This window comes from Duganella sp. LjRoot269, assembly GCF_964254095.1.
GTDB lineage: Bacteria > Pseudomonadota > Gammaproteobacteria > Burkholderiales > Burkholderiaceae_D > Rugamonas > Rugamonas hordei.
The window spans coordinates 7,143,804-7,161,359 of the sequence record NZ_CAXUSL020000001.1 but is presented as its reverse complement, the minus strand read 5'-3'; the positions used below and the strand labels follow the sequence as shown (position 1 = coordinate 7,161,359).

The window sequence follows — 17,556 nt, the reverse complement described above, 5'->3', positions numbered from 1 at the left end:
ATGGTGATCTCCAGGAAGTTAAATTCAAAATTGGTTCAATTAACCGCGCGACGCCATGAAGCGCAGTTCGGCAGACAGGTTAGGGGAATGACGTTCGCAATCATTGGCCAGGCTGTTCAGCCAGTAAATCGAAGCTTCCTTGCTGTGCATCTCGGCCACCTCGTCCGCCACTACGGCTGGACTTGCCTTGACAGCGAACAGTGCTGCGATCAATTGGCGGGCGGCAGTTGCCACGTTGCTCAGGTAGCCATTGCTTGCGAAGTCGTTGTAGGTCAGGTTGGTCGTGCTCATCAGAAGCTCCTATGAATGTTCGTTTGTTGCAGTGCAGTATGCGCGGCTTTCAGTAATAAGAAAACTTTTGATTTGTGATAAACGCCATAAGTTTTCTATATAACTGGTGCTTTCTCCTATGAGAAAAGCGTTCCTATGGGCAACGTTATAGTGAGTATTTCTTGGCTCGGACGCGTTCGTTCGAGGTATCATTGTGTCCAATTGGCAATAATCTGATGGAGTTTCGATGTCCCTGCGCACAAAATTCATGCTGGCTTTACTGCTGACCGGTCTGGCGGCGGTGGCGATGGTGGGGGGACTGGCGTACGTCGGCATGACCAAGAAAGTCGACCTGATCCGGCGCCAGCAGGCGGCCGATCATTTCTATGACGCTGTCAACGCTTATCTGCAAAAGCATGGCAGCTGGGAGGCGGCAGTGGCCGCCGAACCGTTCGACAACTATATGCATCGCGCCGACGGCCGGCCGGATAACGGCAGGCCACCGAGCGAGGAAGATGGCCAAAGATCGGAAGGGCCGCCGCCCGAAGGCCCTCGTGGCGAGGAGAACGGGCCGCCGGAAGGCCGTCGCCCACCACCACCACGGGGGCCGGGGGCGGGCGGAGAGCCTCCTTTCCACTTCATCCTGACCGGCCCGAACTACCGTGTGCTGCTGGGCGCCGGCGTCTATCGTCACGACGACCTGTTGCCGGAGGCCTCGCGCAAGGACGCGCGCCCGGTGATGGTGAACGGCCAGGTGGCCGCCTACATCTCGCCGGAAGGCGTGTTCACGCCCAGCAAGCAGGAACTGCAATACCTGGCGGCGATGCGCGAGGCGCTGATCGCCGGCGTGACGGGCGCCGCGGTGCTGGCGCTGGCGCTGGGCGTGCTGCTGAGCCGTGGACTGAGCCGCAAGCTGAGCCACCTGACCGGCGCCGTGCGGGCGATGCACGGCGGCTCGCTGCTGCAGCGCGTGCCGGTGGAGGGCAAGGACGAAGTGGCGACGCTGGCCAGCGCCTTCAACGACATGAGCGAGAAGCTGGCGCGCTCGCACGAGGAGTTGAAGAACTCGCACCAGACCATCCTGGCGCAGGCGGAGCAGATGCGCGAGTTGAGCGTGCGCGATGCGCTGACCAAGCTGCATAACCGCCGGCACTTCGACGAGCAGGCCACCACGCTGTTCAGCCATGCGGTGCGCCACCAGCGCCCATTCAGCATGGTGATCGGCGATATCGATCACTTCAAGCGCATCAACGACCAGTTCTCGCATGCCACCGGCGACGCGGTGCTGCGCCAGGTGGGCGAGATCCTGCGCAGCCACATGCGCCTGAGCGACCTGGTGGCGCGCTACGGCGGAGAGGAATTCGTCATCGCCTTCCCGGAGACCGAGCTGCCGCAGGCGGCCGCGCTGTGCGACAAGCTGCGCAACCTGATCGAGGGCTTCCCGTGGCATGAAATGCACCCGGACCTGAAGGTGACCATGAGCATGGGCGTGTATGCCGACATCGCCGCCGGCACGGCGGAAGCGATGCTGCAGAAGGCCGATGCGCTGCTGTACCGCGCCAAGGAGTCGGGCCGCAACCGGGTCTGCTTCGCCTAGCGCCTGTCCAGCCAGCGGCCGCCGAACATGGTGCAGACCAGCGACGCCACGATCAGCGTAATGCCGGCCCACTGCCAGGAGGTGATGACGTCGCCCAACACGATCATGCCGGTGCTGATGCCGACCACCGGCACGCCAAGGCTGAACGGCGCGACGCGGTTGACGGGGTGGCGCTTCAACAAACGCGTCCACATCGCGTAGCCGAGGATGGTGGCCATCCAGCCAAGGTAGGCGACGGCGATCCAAGTGCTGAAAGGCGCGGCGGTCCAGTGCCAGCGGGTGGCGGGATCGTCGAAGGCCAGCGACAGGCCGACGAACGGCACGATGGGCACCAGGCTGCACCAGACCATGAAGCTCACCACATCGAATTGCGGCGTGGCCTGCTGCGCACGGCGCACGACGATGTTCGATGCCGCCCACATCGCGGCGGCGGCCAGGCACAGGGCGAAGCCGCCAGCGGTGGTGGCGCCGGCGTGGCCGGGCTGCACGTAGTTCATGCCGAAGCAGACCAGGCCCGCTGCGGCCAGCAGCAAGCCCGCCTGCAGCGCGCGGCTGGCGCGTTCGTGCAGCAGCGCGAAGCCGAAGAAGGCGGTGAAGAAGACCTGGGTTTGCAGGATCACCGAGGCCAGCGAGGCCGACATGCCGATCCGCAGCGACAGGAACAGCAGGCCGAATTGGCCGACGCCCTGGAACAGGCCGTACAGCACGACCCACTTGACCGGCAGCTTGGGCGGACGCACGAACAGGATCAGCGGCAGCACGGCGAAGACGTAGCGGCAGGCGCCCATCTGGAACGGCGTCAGGTCGCGCAGGCCGACCTTCATCGCGACGAAGTTGGTGCCCCAGATCAGGACGACGAACAATGCGGACACCAGGTCGCGCGTGCTGAAGGAAGTGGACGATGAGTTCATCGCCCTATGTTATCAGCCTAGGCCACGTCGCGTACGATGGCTTCGCTGTGGACGATGATCTTGAGGGCGTCGGCCTGCAGCAGGCGGATGCGGCGCTGGACCAGCGGCCAGCCGGACCACGGCACGCTGGTTTCGTCGATGGACGGTGCGGCGGCTGGTGCGGTCATCGTCATGGCGGCCTTGCCCTGCGGCGCCAGCGCCTGCGTCAGGATGCGCACCACCTGGTCGTGGCTTTCGCCCAGCATGGCGTTGACGGGCGCCGTCGGCAGTTCCTTCGTGTGGCGGCGCAGGATGGCGCGCAGCGCGGCCACATGGGCCACCAGCAGGTAGTTCTGCACGATGAACAGATTGATGTCCTCCACCGCTCGCTGCATGCGGGCCGGCTCGTCGAGCATGCGCACCAGCGCGGAGCTGAGCGAGGCCAGGCTGTCCATCAGCCGCTTGCGCTCGATGCGGTAGGCGAAATCGTCCTTGCCCTTGCCTTGCAGCAGATCGAAGCTGGCCCGCATGTAGCGCAGGTTCACGTCCAGCACCTCGCGGATCAGGCCCGGCAGGGTTTGATATTCCCAGCTGGCCAGCACGAAGCTGAACGCCGTCGCCACGGCCGCGCCGATGAAGGTGTCGATCAGGCGCTCCATGATCAGGTCGTGGTTGCCCGGCGCGATCAGGTGCATTTGCAGCAGGATCATGATACTGACGGCGATCGCCGCATAGCGGTAGCGCAGGTAGATGAAGGTCGGCGTGGCCACTGTCGACAAAATCAGGAAGCCCAGTATCACCGCCGGATAGTTGAAGAACTTGATGATCAGCGCGGTGATCACGCAACCGACGATGGTGCCGACGATGCGGTCGCCGCGGCGCTGCTTGGTCATGCTGAAGCTGGGCTTGAGGATGATGACGATGGTCAGCACGATCCAGTAGCTGTGCACCGCATACGGCAGCCACGCGGCCACCGCCAGGCCGACCGAGATCGCCATCGCCACGCGCAGCGAGAAGCGGAAGATCGGCGAGTCCCAGCGCAGGTGCGACAGGATCATGCGGAACTCGTACTTCTGCTGCGACAGGAACGGGCCCATGTCGGCGTCGACCCAGAATGGCGTGCTGTCGTAGGCCTTCTGGCTGGCCTGGTGCAGCTCGCCGATCATCTTGATGATGGCGCGGATCTTGTTGCGCTGGGCGCGCAGCACGGCCAGCGCTTCCTGCTGCGGCTTGCCCTCGTCGATGCGGCGCTGCAGGGCCGCCAGCTCCGCCTCGACCGCCTCCAGCTCAGGCGCATAGCTGATCTCGGGATAGGAAGCCTTCTTGCGGGTGACGTCGTAGGCCACCGATTCGATATCGCGCGCAGCCTTGTAAGCCAGGTCGTGCAGCGTTTTCAGCACCGGCGCATCGGCCAGGTGCAGGCGCAGCTGGGTGTAGTCGGTGTGGGTCGACAGGATCAGCTCATACAGGTCCAGCATGCAGACGTGGGTCTGCACGACGATGGCGTCCTTGCTGTTCTGGTGGCTGCGCAGTATCAGGTCGCGCGACGCCTGCTGGCGGTCGGCCAGCAGGCTTTGATGGCGCACCAGCTTGTTGAATTGTTCGGTGAGGTTGTAGCGGTTGTCGTAGAAGTCGGCCTTGATGTCGATGTAGGCGGCCAGCTCGAACAAGGCTTCCGCCAGCACCTGCTGCTTGATGCGGTGGCGCAGTATCCACGAGATGCCCATGGCGTAGGCCAGGTAGGCGACGGCGCCCAGCGTGAACAGGCCGGTGTGGACGAAGGACTCGCGCACCGTCATCTCGTGTTCCATCGACATGGTCATGATGAACAAGGTGGCCAGTTGCAGCGGCATCGACTTCTTGCCGTAGACGACCATCATGCAGGCCAGGAAGCTGATCACCACCAGCATCGTCATCAGCAGCCATGGCAGCGGCGCGCAAAGGCTGATCAGCAGCGTGACGGCGCTGCACAGCAGCACCGAGGCGCTCATCTCGTTGAACTTGTGGCGCAACGGGCTGGGCATGTCCATCAGCGCGGTGCAGAGGGCTCCGATGCAGACCGTCATCGCGGTCGCCATATTGGAGAACTGCAGGGCGATCAGCGTCACGCCGATCAGGCCCGCGGCAAAGCGCAGGCCCAGATAGAAGTAATGACTGTAGAAGAAGGTGCGCGGGTTGAGGGCGTAGTGCATGGCGGTTTTAGAAAACCGACAGCACCGGGTAGCGGCGCCATTCCGGCTCGGCGTGACGCTTGCCGTGCTCGAAGATGAAGCCGAGGACCTTGTCCTGGTTGGCCAGCAGTTCCGGATGGGCGGCCTTCCACTGTTCGAACCTGGCCTTCAGCTCAGGCTCGGTTTCCAGCATCTCCAGCGCCAGGTCTTCGAACACGTAGTCGGAGAACGCTTCTTTTTTCTCCAGCACGCTGTTGAAGAAGCCCCAGCGGAAGAACGAGTCGTGGCCCTGCGGTTCCAGCGTTTCGACGACGTAGCGGGCGCGCACCTGCTTGAGTGGAATGAAGTAGTCGCCCGGCTGCACGGTGAAGCTGCCGGTGCGCGCTTCCAGTTCCACCGCGTCGTGGTACATATGGCCTTCGTAGGCGTTCGGGCGCGAGGTGACGGCGGCGATATGGTAGTACTGCGCCTCGATGACCGAGGCCTCGTCGAAGCGGGCCATCTCGACGCCGTTCCATTGCAGGCGCTCGATCACTTCGCGCCAGGCTTGCGGCACCACGTATCCTTTCGGCGCGCGCACGGTGACCGACGGCACGAAGCTGTTGTAGTAGGGGATGTCGTTTTCCCACGGCTTGCTGCGGTCGTAGGACAGGCGCATGTAGTCGCCCAGCAGGCTGGGGCTGCGCTTGGCTTCGTAGCCCTTGAAGCGGAAGGTCGATGGATTCGATTCGTCCAGCTTCCAGTTGACGGTCCATTCCTTTGCGCCGGCGGCCTGCTCGCGCGCCTCGGCGCGCAGCTTCTGTATCTGCTCGCCGTGGCTGACGGTGAAGGCCATCGTCACGTCCAGCAGCGCGCGCATCGAATCGTAGCGGTCCTTGAAGGGCTTGAGCATATGCGTCTCGGGCATGAAGCCGATCACGTGGTGCAGCGCCGTGAAGCCGGTCGAGAAGCGCGGCACTTCCAGGAATTCGGCGATGCCGTCGTCCGGACTGTCCTTGACCGGGTTGACGTAGGGGCAGGTCGGCCAGCCTTTCGCTTCCATCTGCGCGTAGATGTGCGGCAGCATGGTCTCGCGCAGGAAGGGGCCGAGGCCGTAGCCCAGCTTGTCCGCCTGCGTGTGGATCAAGGTCATCGTGTACGGGTAGTCGGCGCCGTTGGAGGTGTGGGTGTCGACCATGACGTCCGGATCCCAGCTGGCGATCAGCTGGTTGAACAGCTGCGCGTTGAGCGTGTCGCACTTGATGAAGTCGCGGTTCAGGTCGAGGTGGCGGCTGTTGCCGCGGAAGCCGAACTGCTCGGGGCCGTCCTGGTTCACGCGCGAGGTGTTGGCGCGGTTCAGCGCGCCGTCGACGTTGTACAGCGGGACGAACAGCAGCACCGTCTTGCCCAGCGCGGCCAGGCGGGCCGGCTCGAAGCACAGGTCGCGCACGATGGCCATGCAGGCATCCACGCCTTCCGGTTCGCCGGGATGGATGCCGTTGTTGTTGAAGAAGACGGGGCGGCCTTCGGCCTTGATCTGCGCGCGGTCGAACACGCCGTCCGCGCTGACCACGCCCGCATGCACGGCGATGCCGCCGTCGGATACGCCGATCTGCTCAAACCGCAGCACTTGCGGAAAGCGCTGCGCCAGCTCCTGGTAGAACGCGATGCATTCAGTCCATAAGGTGGTTTGATTTTGATTGCCCTTTTCGTAAGGCGTCGGCATTTCTGGGTGCATGGCTGTCTGGATCTCAGAGGAAGTTGGCGGAAGAAGCGCGCTGGATAAGCACGTCGTCGAGGGGCGAATTGTATCATTCGTGCCCGATTTTTGAGCGCCGGCAGGCAAGCCGGCTGCCGCGATTGCGTTGCTTCAAGAAAAGCTGGCGGTGGCGGTGTTCTACTGGCTGGTGAGCCGTCAGCCGGGAGGAAGCAATGCGGAACAGGTATGGATTGCGGGCATTGATCGTGGTGCTGTTGCTGGCGCTGGGCTGCAGGATGGGCGTGGCGCAGATCGGGCCCCGTTATGTGATCGAGCTGGACGCGGCCGCCCGGGTGCCGCAGACGTCCGCCGGGCGTGTGCAACTGGCCGGCAAGGGGCTGGCGCTGATCCGCTTCCAGGGGCTGGATATTCTCACGGTGGGCGCCGACGCGGACGCTTACAGCGCCGAGGCGGTGCGCAACTGGCCGCAAGCCGACCTGCTGCTGGTGACGCCGGCCAGCGCCGGCCGCTACGGCGGGCTGGCGCCGCTGGATGCGCTGGGCGGCTTGCCGGTGATCATGGTCGAGCCGTCAACCAACGCTGAGCTGGTCGCTGCCGTGGCGGCGGATGCGCCGCGGTTTTATCCGATGCAAACCTGGGATACGCTGCATCTGCGCAAGGGCAAGACGCGGCTGCGGGTGACGGCGTTGCCGGGACAGCCGGGCACGTCCCACGTCGCCGGATTCATGCTGGAGGTGGGCAATAGCTGGGCGTCGTACCGGCTCTATGTCAGCTGCGAGCGCGTGGGCGAGGACGAGGCGGGACTGCTGGCGCAGCGCCTGCCGGGCGCCGACCTGGCGCTGCTGCCGGCCGGGAATACGCCCCTGCTGCTGGCGCTGCGGCGCGAGTCGGCACCGCCAGGCAAGCCGGCCACGCTGACTGCGGCCGGGTTTGCCTTCAGGGCGATCAGGCGCTGATCACTTCCTGGCGTTGGTCTCTACCCACGCGGCAAAGGTGGCGGCGAACTTCTGCAGGAACTGTTTGGTGCTGTCGTTGTTCAGCTTGCCGTCCGGGCCCAGCAGGCCGGCGGCGCCGCCGATATAGGCTTCCGGCTGCTGCAGCAGCGGCATGTCGAGGAACACCATCGACTGGCGCAGGTGGTGGTTGGCGCCGAAGCCGCCGACCGCGCCCGGCGACACGCTGATGATGGCGGCCGGCTTGCCGCTCCAGACGCTGCTGCCGTAAGGGCGCGAGCCGACGTCGATGGCGTTCTTCAGCGGCGCCGGCACCGAGCGGTTGTATTCGGGCGTGAAGAACAGCACGCCGTCGACGTCCTTGATGCGCTGGCGGAAATGCGTCCACGCCTGCGGCGCGGTGGCGCCGTTCTCTTCCAGGTCCTGGTTGTACAGCGGCAGTTCGCCGATCTCCACGATCTCGAACGCCAGCGATGGCGGCGCCAGCGCGATGACCTCGTGGGCGAATTTGCGGTTCAGCGAATCCTTGCGCAGGCTGCCGATCACTACGGCGATTTTTTTCGCGGCCATGACATCTCCTCAGGTTGGTGGAATGGAACGTTAATGTAACCCATTTGCAAAAAAAACCACGCCGCGTTGCCGGGGCGTGGTCGGGCCTTGCAGGCGATCAACGCTACGCCGGCTCGGGCGCTCAGTCGGCCTTGATGGCTTCGATCTGGATCGCCAGCTTGACTTCGGGAGCGAAGGCCGGGGTGCCGTAGTTCAGGCCGAAATCGGTGCGCTTGAACTCGGCCAGCGCGTTGGCGCCGCACACTTCACGCTTGTAGCGCGGGTGCATGATGCAGTTGAACTTGTCCACCTTCAGCGATACCGGCTTGGTCACGCCCAGCATCGTCAGCTCGCCGTCCACGCCGACCAGCTTGTCGCCGTCGAACTTGAACGACTTGCTCTTGTAGGTGATGGTCGGGAATTTCTCGACGTTGAACATGTCGGCCGTCTTGGCGTGGGTGTTCATCTTGTCCATGCCGAAGTCGACCGAGTCGGCGGCGATGGTCACGTCCAGCGCGCCGGTCTTGGCGGCGCGGTCCATGGTCACGGTGCCGCTGGTCTTGCCGAACTTGCCGCGCCATACCGACAGGCCCATGTGGTCGGCCTCGAAGCTCGGGTAGGTGTGCGTCGGGTCGATGTTGTAGGTGGCGGCGATGGCCGACGAGGCCGAGGCGGCCAGCAGCGTGGCGATCAGGATCTGTAATTTCATGTAGCGGTCTCCGTGTGAAAAATTATTGGCCGGCGACGACGTGGAACTTGATCGTCACTTCGTCGGCAACCATGCCGGTATCTTTCCATTCGCCTTCGCCGATGTTGTAGGCCAGGCGTTTGATCGGCAGCGCGCCGTCGAATACCTGCTTGCCGCCGTCGGCCTTGACCGTCAGCGGGAAGGTGATGTCGGCGCTCTTGCCCTTGATGGTCAGCTTGCCGGTCACGGTCAGCTTGCCGGCGCCGGCGCTCTTGATCGCGCTCGAGACGAAGGTGGCTTTCGGGAACTGGGCCGAGTTGAACCATTCCTTCTTCGCCACTTCCTTGTTCATGTCGGCGTCGCCGACGTCCAGGCTGGCGGTCTCGACTTCAACAGTGGCCTTGGAGGCGTCCGGCTTGGCCGCATCGTAGTCGATGGCGACGGTGTATTTCTTGAACTTCGATTCCACCGGCACGTTCATCTGCTTGAACACGGCCGACACGGTCGACTTGGCGGGATCGGTTTTCAGCGCCGCGGCGCTGGCGGCCAGGGCAACGCCCATCAGGGATACGAGTACGAGTTTTTTCATTGTTGGACTCCAATAGTAGGCGAAGTTTATGGCAGCATGCGCTTGAGCGTGATGTCGCGGTCGATAAAATGGTGCTTCAGTGCGGCCAGGGCGTGGGCGACCACCGCCGCTGCCATCGTCATGGTCAAAACATAATGAACGGTCTTTAAGATGGGCTTAAGCTCGGCGTTCGGCGCGATGAGGGCCGGCAGCTGGAACAGGCCCAGGTAGACCACCGGCACGCCGGCCGCATAGGTGTACAGGTAGCCGGACACCGGCACCGCGAAGATGAAGAAGTACAGCAGGTAGTGCATGCCTTCGGCCGCCTTGTGCTGCCAGGCGGGAATGCTGGCCAGCGGCGGCGGCGGGATATTGGCCTTGCGCCACAACAGGCGCACGGCAGCCACGCCCAGCACCGTCACGCCCAGCCACTTGTGCCAGGAGTAATACTTCAGCTTGGTCGGCGTGATGCCGGGGATGTCGACCATGGTCAGGCCGAGGAAGAAGGCGGCGATGATCAGCAGGGCGGTCAGCCAGTGCAGCAACATTGCCGTTTTGGTATAGCGTTGCATAAGCGTTGCTCCAGAAAATAGTACGTGTTAGGACTAATATACCAAAGAAATGCATTGCGTGCTGGACGGGCGAAAAAAAAGCCCCCGGGGGACTTGCGTCGCGGGGGCTAGTGTAAAGCAGATTGCTTTGCTACATCAGATGGCTTTAGCCAGAGACGCGGCGATGCCGATGTAGTTGGCCGGGGTCATGGCCAGCAGCAGGTCCTTGGCGTCCTGCGGGATGGCCAGTCCGGTGATGAAGTCGCGCAGCGCGTCTTTCGAGATGCCCTTGCCGCGGGTCAGCTCCTTCAGCTGCTCGTACGGGTTCTCGATGCCGTAGCGGCGCATCACGGTCTGCACCGGCTCGGCCAGCACTTCCCAGTTGGCGTCGAGGTCGGCGGCCAGGCGGGCGTGGTTCACTTCCAGCTTGTTCAGGCCGCGCAGGCAGCTGTCGTAGGCCAGCAAGGTGTAGCCCAGGCCGACGCCGATGTTGCGCAGCACGGTCGAATCGGTCAGGTCGCGCTGCATGCGCGAGACCGGCAGTTTTTCGGACAGGTGCTTGAGCACGGCGTTGGCCAGGCCCAGGTTGCCTTCCGAGTTTTCGAAGTCGATCGGGTTGACCTTGTGCGGCATGGTCGACGAACCGATTTCGCCGGCCTTGGTCTTCTGCTTGAAGTAACCCAGCGAGACGTAGCTCCAGATGTCGCGGTTCAGGTCCAGCAGGATGGTGTTGACGCGGGCGAAGGCGTCGAACAGCTCGGCCATGTAGTCGTGCGGTTCGATCTGGATGGTGTACGGGTTGAACACCAGGCCCAGGCGCTGCTCGATGACGTCCTTGGAGAACGACGCCCAGTCGAACGACGGGTAGGCCGACAGGTGGGCGTTGTAGTTGCCCACGGCGCCGTTCATCTTGCCGAGGATCTCGACCTGCTCGATGCGCTGGATGGCGCGCTGCAGGCGGGCCACGACGTTGGCCATTTCCTTGCCCAGGGTGGTCGGGCTGGCGGTCTGGCCGTGGGTGCGCGACAGCATCGGCACGTCGGCGTTGTCGATGGCGATTTCCTTCAGGCGGGCGATGACCTTGGTCAGCGACGGCAGCATGACGCTGTCGCGGGCCGCCTTCAGCATCATGCCGTGCGAGGTGTTGTTGATGTCTTCCGAGGTGCAGGCGAAGTGGATGAACTCCGACGCGGCCACCAGTTCCGGCACATCCTTGACCTGCTCCTTGAGCCAGTATTCCACGGCCTTGACGTCGTGGTTGGTGACGGCTTCGATTTCCTTGATGCGGGCGGCGTCCTGCTCGGTGAACTGGTTGGCGATCTTGTCCAGCAGCGCGGTGCCGGCGGCCGAGAACGGCTTGATTTCAGCGAAGCCGGCCTGCGACAGCGCCTGCAGCCAGGAGATTTCCACTTTGACGCGGTGGTGCATGAAGCCCGATTCGGACAGGATGGGACGCAGCAGATCGGTTTTACCGGCGTAGCGGCCGTCCAGCGGCGACAGCGCCGACAGCGTGGAGTAAGGAGTAGTGGTCATGATGGGGGAGGAAAGGCAGGGTTAAAATTGCGCAAAGCGTGATTTTACCATTGGCCGGCCCCCACCCCGCCGATGTTATACTGTTGTCTGATCTTCCACTCTAAGCCTCTATGAAACTAATCGGTTCCCTCGCCAGTCCCTATGTACGCAAAGTTCGTGTCGTTTTGGCGGAAAAAAAGCTCGACTACGAGTTTGAATTGGAAGATGTGTGGGCCGCGGATACCACCATCGACAAGCTGAACCCGCTGGGCAAGGTGCCCAGCCTGATCATGGAAGACGGCAACGTCATGATCGACTCGCGCGTGATGGTCGAGTACCTCGATACGCTGACCCCCGTGTGCAAGTTGCTGCCGCCCAACGGCCGCGACCGCGCCGACATCAAGTGCTGGGAAGCGCTGGCCGACGGCATGCTGGACGCCGCCGTCAGCGTGCGCCTGGAGCGCATCAAGCGCCCGGTGGAGCAGCAAAGCGAGGAATGGATGGCGCGCCAGATGCGCAAGGTGCACCTGGGTCTGGCGTCGCTGTCGGAAAAGCTGGGCGAACAGCCTTATTGCGCCGGCAACCACTACACGCTGGCCGACGTGGCGGTCGGCTGCACGCTGGGCTGGCTGTCGTTCCGCTTCCCGGAAATCAGCTGGCGTGACGACTACGCCAATTTGGCGCGGCTGTACGACAAACTGTCCGAGCGCCAGTCGTTCAAAGACACCGTGCCGCAATAAGCCATGCCCAAGACCACGCCGCCCGACGCGGACGGCTCCGCCCAGCAGCGGCGCCTGCAAATGGCCGACATCGCGCGGCTGGCCGGCGTGTCGACGTCGACGGTGTCGCGCGCGCTGGCGGGCAGCAAGCTGGTCAGCGAAGAGACGCGGGTGCGCATCATGGAGCTGGCGCGCTCGCTCAAGTACACCATCAACATCGGCGCGCAAAACCTGCGCATGAAGCAGAACCGCACCGTCGGCGTGGTCATTCCCTACGACTCGGCCACGCGCCAGCACCTGTCCGATCCCTTCTTCCTGTCGATGCTCGGCAGCCTGGCCGACGCGCTGACCGAGCTGGGCTTCGACATGCTGGTGTCGCGCGTCGATGCCGAGGAGCTGGACGCGGCCGCCGCGCCGTTCGACACGGGCCGGGTCATCGGCATCGTGCTGATCGGCCAGTGGCGCCACCACGAACAGCTGAACCAGCTGGCCGCGCGCCACGTACCCATCGTGGTGTGGGGCGCGCAGCTGCCGCAGCAGCTGTACTGCACCGTCGGCGGCGACAACCTGACCGGCGGCGAACTGGCGGCCGCGCACCTGATCGCGCAGGGCCGCCGGCACATCGCCTTTTTCGGCGACATCAACCTGCCCGAAGTGGGCCAGCGCTACGCGGGCCAGTGCCGCGCGCTGGAGCGGGCCGGCATCGCGGTCGATCCGGCGCTGCAGGTGTCGGTGTCCTTCCTGCCGGAGGGCGGCAAGCAGGCGGTGCAGGAGTTGCTGCGCCGCGGTGTGCCGTTCGACGCGGTCTTCGCCGGCAGCGACCTGATGGCCATGACGTCGATCAACACGCTGCGCCAGCACGGGCTGGACGTGCCGGGCCAGGTGGCCGTGGTCGGCTATGACGATATCGAGCTGGCCAGCTATTTCCATCCGCCGCTGACGACCGTGCGGCAGCCGATCCGCGAGGCCGGCCGGGCGCTGGTGGCCCAGCTGCTGGAACTGGTCGACGGCCGCCCGGCGCCTTCGCTGCAACTTCCCACCCAATTGATCGTCCGCGCCAGTTCTGTGTGATTTGCGCAACCGATTGCAATGACTGCTCACTATGACAGATAGGTAGTGGATAAATATTTTTTTGCACCGTTATGCAATCGATTGCATTAAATTGAAATCCGATGAATAATGGCGCATCTGCTCAATAAAAGGGCAGGCCAAAACGACAATATCTGGAGACGACAATGGAACAACGCACCTTCAAACTGGGCGGCATCGCTGCCGCTGTTGCAACGGCAGTCCTGCACATGGGCGGCGCCTCGGCGCAAGAGGCCGCGCCGGCCGCCGACGGCCTCAACATGGAGCGGGTGGTGGTCACCGGCACCACCGCAGGCTCGTCGAAAATGAAAAGCAGCGTGTCGATCAGTACGCTCGAAGGCGATACCATCAAGAACGGCGCGCCGCTGAGCGCGGCCGAGGTGCTGCGTTCGGTGCCCGGCGTGCGCTCGGAATCGTCGGGCGGCGAGGGCAACGCCAACATCACCGTGCGCGGCGTGCCGATCTCGGCCGGCGGCGCGCGCTACGTGCAGATCCAGGAAGACGGCCTGCCGGTGCTGCAATCGGGCGACTTCAACTTCATCACGCCGGACAGCTACGTCAAGATCGACGGCACGCTGGACCACCTGGAAGTGGTGCGCGGCGGCTCGGCCTCCACGCTGGCGACCAACGCGCCGGGCGGCATCATCAACTTCATCACCAAGACCGGCGAGGAAAAGGGCGGCCATATCGGCATCAGCCACGGCCTGGGCTACGACGAAACCCGTCTCGACTTCGACTACGGCGCGCCGATCTCCGACAAGACGCGCTTCTTCATCGGCGGCAGCTACCGCACCGGCGAAGGCGTGCGCAACACCGGCATGAGCACCGAGAACGGCGGCCAGATCCGCGGCAATATCACGCATGACCTGGACAACGGCTTCATCCGCCTGTCGTTCAAGCACCTGGACGACAAGTCGCCGACCGCGCTGCCGGTGCCGGTGCAGGTGGTGAACCAGCAGATCCAGGAAATCCCGGGCATCGATCCGCGCAAGGTGACCTTCTATTCGCCGTACTGGGTGCGCGATGTCACGCTCGACAAGAGCAACAACAAGGTCTCGACCAACGTCAACGACGGCTTGAAGGTGAAGAGCGACACGGTCGGCCTCGAAGGCTCGTTCGACCTGGGCGAGGGCTGGAACCTGAGCGACAAATTCCGCGTCTCCAGCAACAGCGGCCGCTTCACCGGCGTGTTCGCGGCAAACAACGGCACGGTCGGCAACTACGTGTTCGCGACCGGACCGAACAAGGGCAAGGCCTATGTCGGCCGCGCCTTCTCGGCCGTGGTGTTCAACACCTCGATCGACGACGCCGGCAATACGCTCAACGACACCAAGCTGGCCAAGACCTTCAAGCTGGCCGACGGCAGCAAGCTGACCACCACCGCCGGCCTGTACCTGTCGACGCAGAAGCTGGGCCTGACCTGGAACTTCAACGAATACCTGATGCAGGCCAGCGGCGACAAACCGGCGCTGCTGCAGACGGCGAACGCCACGCCGGGCCTGGTCGGTCCGGCCTTCGGCGGCTGCTGCTCGCGCGCGGTCGACATGGAATACAAGCTGACGTCGCCGTACCTGAACCTGGGCTATGAAGCCGGTCCGCTGAACCTGGACGCCAGCGTGCGCCAGGACCGCCAGCGCGCCAGCGGCACCGCCAACATCGCCACCGGCGGCCTGCGCTACGATGCGGCCTCCGAGCAGCAGGTCGACTACAAGATCAATCACAATTCGTATTCGGTGGGCGGCAACTATCGTGTGACCAGCAACCTGGCGGCGTTTGCCCGGGTCAGCGACGGCGTGGCCTTCAATGCCGACCGCATCCTGTTCGGCACGCCGCTCGACGGCAGCGCGCCGATCAACATCAACACCGTCAAGCAGGTCGAGGGCGGCGTCAAGTGGCGCAGCGGCGGCATCAGCACCTTCGTCACGCTGTTTCAGGCCAAGACCGACGAGAGCAACTACGAAGCCACCACCCAGCGCAGCACCTCCAACCAGTACGACGCCAAGGGCGTCGAGCTGGAAGGCGCCTACAACATCGGTGGCTTCCGTGTCACCGGCGGCATGACCTACACCGACGCCAAGATCACCGGCACCGCGCCCGGCGACGTGGCGGTGATCGGCAACACGCCGCGCCGCCAGGCCAAGGTGGTGTACCAGATCGCTCCGACCTACGAATTCGACAAGGTCACCGTCGGCGCCAGCTTGATCGGCACCGGCAAGTCGTGGGGCGACGACGCGCACACCATCGTGCTGCCTGCGTATGAGGTGGTGAACGCCTTCGTCAATTACCGCGTGACGGAGAAGGCCACCCTGTCGCTGAGCGTGAACAATCTGTTTAACAAGATCGGCTACACCGAAGTGGAAGGCGACGGCCATGCCGCGCGCTCGATCTCCGGCCGCGCCGCGAAAGTCAGCCTGTCCTATGCCTTCTAAAGTAATGCCGGGCCGCCTGCTGGCGGCCCTCCCCGACGATCTGCGACCGCAGGCCGCGCAGCGGCTGGCGGCGGCCGAGCCGGTGTTGCGCCGGCTGCTGGCCGGCCTGTATGGCGGCCACGCCGGTTTCGATGCCTGGCTTGGCGATCTGATGGAGTCCCTGGGCGTGTTGTACGCGGCGCGGCCGGCGGAGCTGCGCGCACTGGATGTCCAGCGCGCGGCGCAGCCGGAGTGGTTCCTGAGCCAGCGCATGTTGGGCTACTGCGCCTACGTGCAGAACTTCGGCGGCGATTTGCGCGGCGTGGCGGCGCGCATCCCTTACCTGCAGGAGCTGGGCGTCAGCTATCTGCACCTGCTGCCGTTCCTGCGCCCGCGCGCGGGCGAGAACGACGGCGGTTTCGCCGTCGCCAGCTTCGACGATGTCGATCCGGCGCTGGGCAGCAACGCCGACCTGGATGCGCTGACCGCGCAACTGCGCGCGGCCGGCATCAGCCTGTGTTCGGACTTCATCCTGAACCACGTGGCCGACGATCACGCCTGGGCGCAGGCCGCCAAGGCGGGCGACGCCGGCGCGCGCGCGATGTTCCATGTGTTCGCCGACCGCGATATGCCGGACCGCTACGAGCGCACGCTGGGCCAGGTGTTCCCGCAAGTCGCGCCGGGCAATTTCAGTTTTGTCGGCGCGCTGGACGGCTGGGTGTGGACCACTTTCTATCCCTACCAGTGGGACTTGAACTACGCTAACCCGGCGGTGTTTGCCGAGATGGCGGTCGCGCTGCTGCGCCTGGCCAACCGCGGCGTCGAAGTATTCCGCCTCGACTCCACCGCCTTCCTGTGGAAGCGCGAAGGCAGCAACAGCATGAACCAGCCGGAAGCGCACCAGCTGCTGCAGGCCCTGCGCGCGATTGTCGATATCGTCGCCCCGGGCGTGCTGCTGAAGGCCGAGGCCATCGTGCCGACGCGCGAGCTGCCGGCCTACCTGGGCAGCGTCGCCGCGCCGGAGTGCCACATCGCCTATCACAGCAGCCTGATGGCGGCCGGCTGGGTGGGGCTGGCGGAGCAGGACACCGGCGTGCTGCGCGAGGTGATACGCAACACGCCCGCGCTGCCGGCCGCCGCGACGTGGCTGAGCTACGTGCGCTGCCACGACGACATCGGCTGGAACGTGCTGCGCGCGGAAGCGGCCGCCGACGGCAGCGACAGCGCGGCGCGCCTCGCGCGCGTGGCCCGCTTCTTCAGCGGCGCGGAAGGCAGCTACGCCAGCGGCGCCGCCTTCCAGAGCAGCGATCCGAACGCGGCGCACGGCAGCAACGGCATGGCCGCCTCGCTGACGGGCTTGCAGGGCGCGGCCGACGAGCAAGCACGCGCGCTGGCGCTGCGCCGCATGCTGCTGCTGCACGGCCTGGCCTTGAGCTTCGGCGCGCTGCCGGTGCTGTACATGGGCGACGAGCTGGCGATGGAAAACGATTACAGCTACCTGAATCGCCCGCAGCATGCGATGGACAGCCGCTGGCTGCAGCGGCCATTGTTCGACGAGCAGCGCTGGAAGCATCGCTACGACGCATCCACGGTGCCGGGCGCGATGCACCAGGCGCTGGCCCGGCTGGTGCGCATCCGCCAGCGGCACGAGGAACTGGCGGCCAACGCGCCGCGCGCATTGCTGGACGATGCGCCGGACGGCATGCTGGCGCTGGCGCGCGGCGAACGCTTCCTGACGCTGATGAATTTCTCCGGCCAGCCGCAAAGCTATGCGCTGCAGGGCGATTGGCGGGATTGCGTGGCCAATTGCGCAACGGGCGGCACGCTGGTGCTGGAACCGTATGCGATGTACTGGCTGGAACGCAAATAATATAGAATCGCCCAAGCAGGGC

15 protein-coding genes are annotated in these 17,556 nt (G+C 64.5%); 6 read left to right on the top strand and 9 right to left on the bottom strand.

Annotated features, from left to right (window positions below; genetic code table 11):
* Positions 1-39: 39 nt before the first annotated feature.
* Positions 40-291 (bottom strand): hypothetical protein, encoded by a 252-nt coding sequence (locus ACSQ3S_RS32070; RefSeq protein WP_353404398.1) that lies wholly within the window; start codon positions 289-291, stop codon positions 40-42.
* Between the two features lie 226 nt (positions 292-517).
* Between ACSQ3S_RS32070 and ACSQ3S_RS32065 the strand changes: the two genes are divergently transcribed.
* Positions 518-1,867, top strand: a complete 1,350-nt coding sequence (locus tag ACSQ3S_RS32065; protein WP_436144922.1) for a diguanylate cyclase — start codon at positions 518-520, stop codon at positions 1,865-1,867.
* On the opposite strand, the gene ACSQ3S_RS32060 is transcribed toward ACSQ3S_RS32065, so the two are convergent.
* Genes ACSQ3S_RS32060 through ACSQ3S_RS32050 form a run of 3 tightly spaced genes read right to left on the bottom strand, consistent with a single transcriptional unit; the run spans position 1,864 to position 6,645 of the window.
* The gene (locus ACSQ3S_RS32060; protein ID WP_436144921.1) at positions 1,864-2,778 is read right to left on the bottom strand and encodes an EamA family transporter; all 915 of its coding nucleotides are present in this window, start codon (positions 2,776-2,778) and stop codon (positions 1,864-1,866) included. The two genes, ACSQ3S_RS32065 and ACSQ3S_RS32060, sit on opposite strands and share 4 nt — an antisense overlap.
* 17 nt (positions 2,779-2,795) lie before the next feature.
* Positions 2,796-4,949, bottom strand: coding sequence for an FUSC family membrane protein (locus tag ACSQ3S_RS32055; RefSeq protein WP_436144920.1), 2,154 nt, complete (start codon positions 4,947-4,949; stop codon positions 2,796-2,798).
* A gap of 7 nt (positions 4,950-4,956) precedes the next feature.
* Positions 4,957-6,645 (bottom strand): M14 family zinc carboxypeptidase, encoded by a 1,689-nt coding sequence (locus tag ACSQ3S_RS32050; RefSeq protein ID WP_436144919.1) that lies wholly within the window; start codon positions 6,643-6,645, stop codon positions 4,957-4,959.
* Between the two features lie 194 nt (positions 6,646-6,839).
* Here ACSQ3S_RS32050 and ACSQ3S_RS32045 point away from each other — a divergent pair, with 194 nt between their 5' ends.
* Positions 6,840-7,583 (top strand): hypothetical protein, encoded by a 744-nt coding sequence (locus tag ACSQ3S_RS32045; RefSeq protein WP_436144918.1) that lies wholly within the window; start codon positions 6,840-6,842, stop codon positions 7,581-7,583.
* On the opposite strand, the gene ACSQ3S_RS32040 is transcribed toward ACSQ3S_RS32045, so the two are convergent.
* The 5 genes from ACSQ3S_RS32040 to purB form a co-directional block, all read right to left on the bottom strand.
* Positions 7,584-8,150 carry an NADPH-dependent FMN reductase gene (locus ACSQ3S_RS32040; protein WP_176655756.1) on the bottom strand — a complete coding sequence of 189 codons (567 nt, stop codon included), beginning with the start codon at positions 8,148-8,150 and terminating at the stop codon, positions 7,584-7,586.
* 121 nt (positions 8,151-8,271) lie between these two features.
* On the bottom strand, positions 8,272-8,838 hold the full coding sequence (locus ACSQ3S_RS32035; RefSeq protein ID WP_176655755.1) for a YceI family protein: 567 nt from the start codon (positions 8,836-8,838) through the stop codon (positions 8,272-8,274).
* A 22-nt stretch (positions 8,839-8,860) separates the two neighbouring features.
* On the bottom strand, positions 8,861-9,406 hold the full coding sequence (locus ACSQ3S_RS32030) for a YceI family protein (protein WP_176655754.1): 546 nt from the start codon (positions 9,404-9,406) through the stop codon (positions 8,861-8,863).
* Positions 9,407-9,432: 26 nt separating this feature from the next.
* Complete coding sequence (locus tag ACSQ3S_RS32025) at positions 9,433-9,957, bottom strand: cytochrome b (protein ID WP_176655753.1); 525 nt, start codon at positions 9,955-9,957, stop codon at positions 9,433-9,435.
* A 135-nt stretch (positions 9,958-10,092) separates the two neighbouring features.
* A complete protein-coding gene (purB, locus tag ACSQ3S_RS32020; RefSeq protein ID WP_436144917.1) occupies positions 10,093-11,469 on the bottom strand; it encodes an adenylosuccinate lyase in 1,377 nt (458 codons plus the stop codon).
* Positions 11,470-11,579: 110 nt separating this feature from the next.
* Between purB and ACSQ3S_RS32015 the strand changes: the two genes are divergently transcribed.
* The 4 genes from ACSQ3S_RS32015 (at position 11,580) to ACSQ3S_RS32000 (ending at position 17,534) form a co-directional block, all read left to right on the top strand.
* A complete protein-coding gene (locus ACSQ3S_RS32015) occupies positions 11,580-12,188 on the top strand; it encodes a glutathione S-transferase family protein (protein WP_176655751.1) in 609 nt (202 codons plus the stop codon).
* A 3-nt stretch (positions 12,189-12,191) separates the two neighbouring features.
* Positions 12,192-13,238, top strand: a complete 1,047-nt coding sequence (locus tag ACSQ3S_RS32010) for a LacI family DNA-binding transcriptional regulator (protein WP_413447526.1) — start codon at positions 12,192-12,194, stop codon at positions 13,236-13,238.
* A 164-nt stretch (positions 13,239-13,402) separates the two neighbouring features.
* On the top strand, positions 13,403-15,685 hold the full coding sequence (locus ACSQ3S_RS32005) for a TonB-dependent receptor (RefSeq protein WP_436144916.1): 2,283 nt from the start codon (positions 13,403-13,405) through the stop codon (positions 15,683-15,685).
* Positions 15,675-17,534, top strand: a complete 1,860-nt coding sequence (locus tag ACSQ3S_RS32000) for an alpha-amylase family protein (protein WP_436144915.1) — start codon at positions 15,675-15,677, stop codon at positions 17,532-17,534. The genes ACSQ3S_RS32005 and ACSQ3S_RS32000 overlap by 11 nt, the downstream gene beginning before the upstream one ends.
* The last annotated feature ends 22 nt before the right edge of the window (positions 17,535-17,556 follow it).

Excerpts from the sequence above, each read along its gene's own strand:
- ACSQ3S_RS32005 (WP_436144916.1), top strand. The coding sequence starts at position 13,403 with ATGGAACAACGCACCTTCAAACTGGGCGGCATCGCTGCCGCTGTTGCA.
- ACSQ3S_RS32040 (WP_176655756.1), bottom strand. The coding sequence starts at position 8,150 with ATGGCCGCGAAAAAAATCGCCGTAGTGATCGGCAGCCTGCGCAAGGAT.
- ACSQ3S_RS32060 (WP_436144921.1), bottom strand. The coding sequence starts at position 2,778 with ATGAACTCATCGTCCACTTCCTTCAGCACGCGCGACCTGGTGTCCGCA.
- ACSQ3S_RS32015 (WP_176655751.1), top strand. The coding sequence starts at position 11,580 with ATGAAACTAATCGGTTCCCTCGCCAGTCCCTATGTACGCAAAGTTCGT.
- purB (WP_436144917.1), bottom strand. The coding sequence starts at position 11,469 with ATGACCACTACTCCTTACTCCACGCTGTCGGCGCTGTCGCCGCTGGAC.
- ACSQ3S_RS32035 (WP_176655755.1), bottom strand. The coding sequence starts at position 8,838 with ATGAAATTACAGATCCTGATCGCCACGCTGCTGGCCGCCTCGGCCTCG.
- ACSQ3S_RS32070 (WP_353404398.1), bottom strand. The coding sequence starts at position 291 with ATGAGCACGACCAACCTGACCTACAACGACTTCGCAAGCAATGGCTAC.
- ACSQ3S_RS32045 (WP_436144918.1), top strand. The coding sequence starts at position 6,840 with ATGCGGAACAGGTATGGATTGCGGGCATTGATCGTGGTGCTGTTGCTG.
- ACSQ3S_RS32055 (WP_436144920.1), bottom strand. The coding sequence starts at position 4,949 with ATGCACTACGCCCTCAACCCGCGCACCTTCTTCTACAGTCATTACTTC.
- ACSQ3S_RS32000 (WP_436144915.1), top strand. The coding sequence starts at position 15,675 with ATGCCTTCTAAAGTAATGCCGGGCCGCCTGCTGGCGGCCCTCCCCGAC.
- ACSQ3S_RS32050 (WP_436144919.1), bottom strand. The coding sequence starts at position 6,645 with ATGCACCCAGAAATGCCGACGCCTTACGAAAAGGGCAATCAAAATCAA.
- ACSQ3S_RS32010 (WP_413447526.1), top strand. The coding sequence starts at position 12,192 with ATGCCCAAGACCACGCCGCCCGACGCGGACGGCTCCGCCCAGCAGCGG.
- ACSQ3S_RS32030 (WP_176655754.1), bottom strand. The coding sequence starts at position 9,406 with ATGAAAAAACTCGTACTCGTATCCCTGATGGGCGTTGCCCTGGCCGCC.
- ACSQ3S_RS32065 (WP_436144922.1), top strand. The coding sequence starts at position 518 with ATGTCCCTGCGCACAAAATTCATGCTGGCTTTACTGCTGACCGGTCTG.
- ACSQ3S_RS32025 (WP_176655753.1), bottom strand. The coding sequence starts at position 9,957 with ATGCAACGCTATACCAAAACGGCAATGTTGCTGCACTGGCTGACCGCC.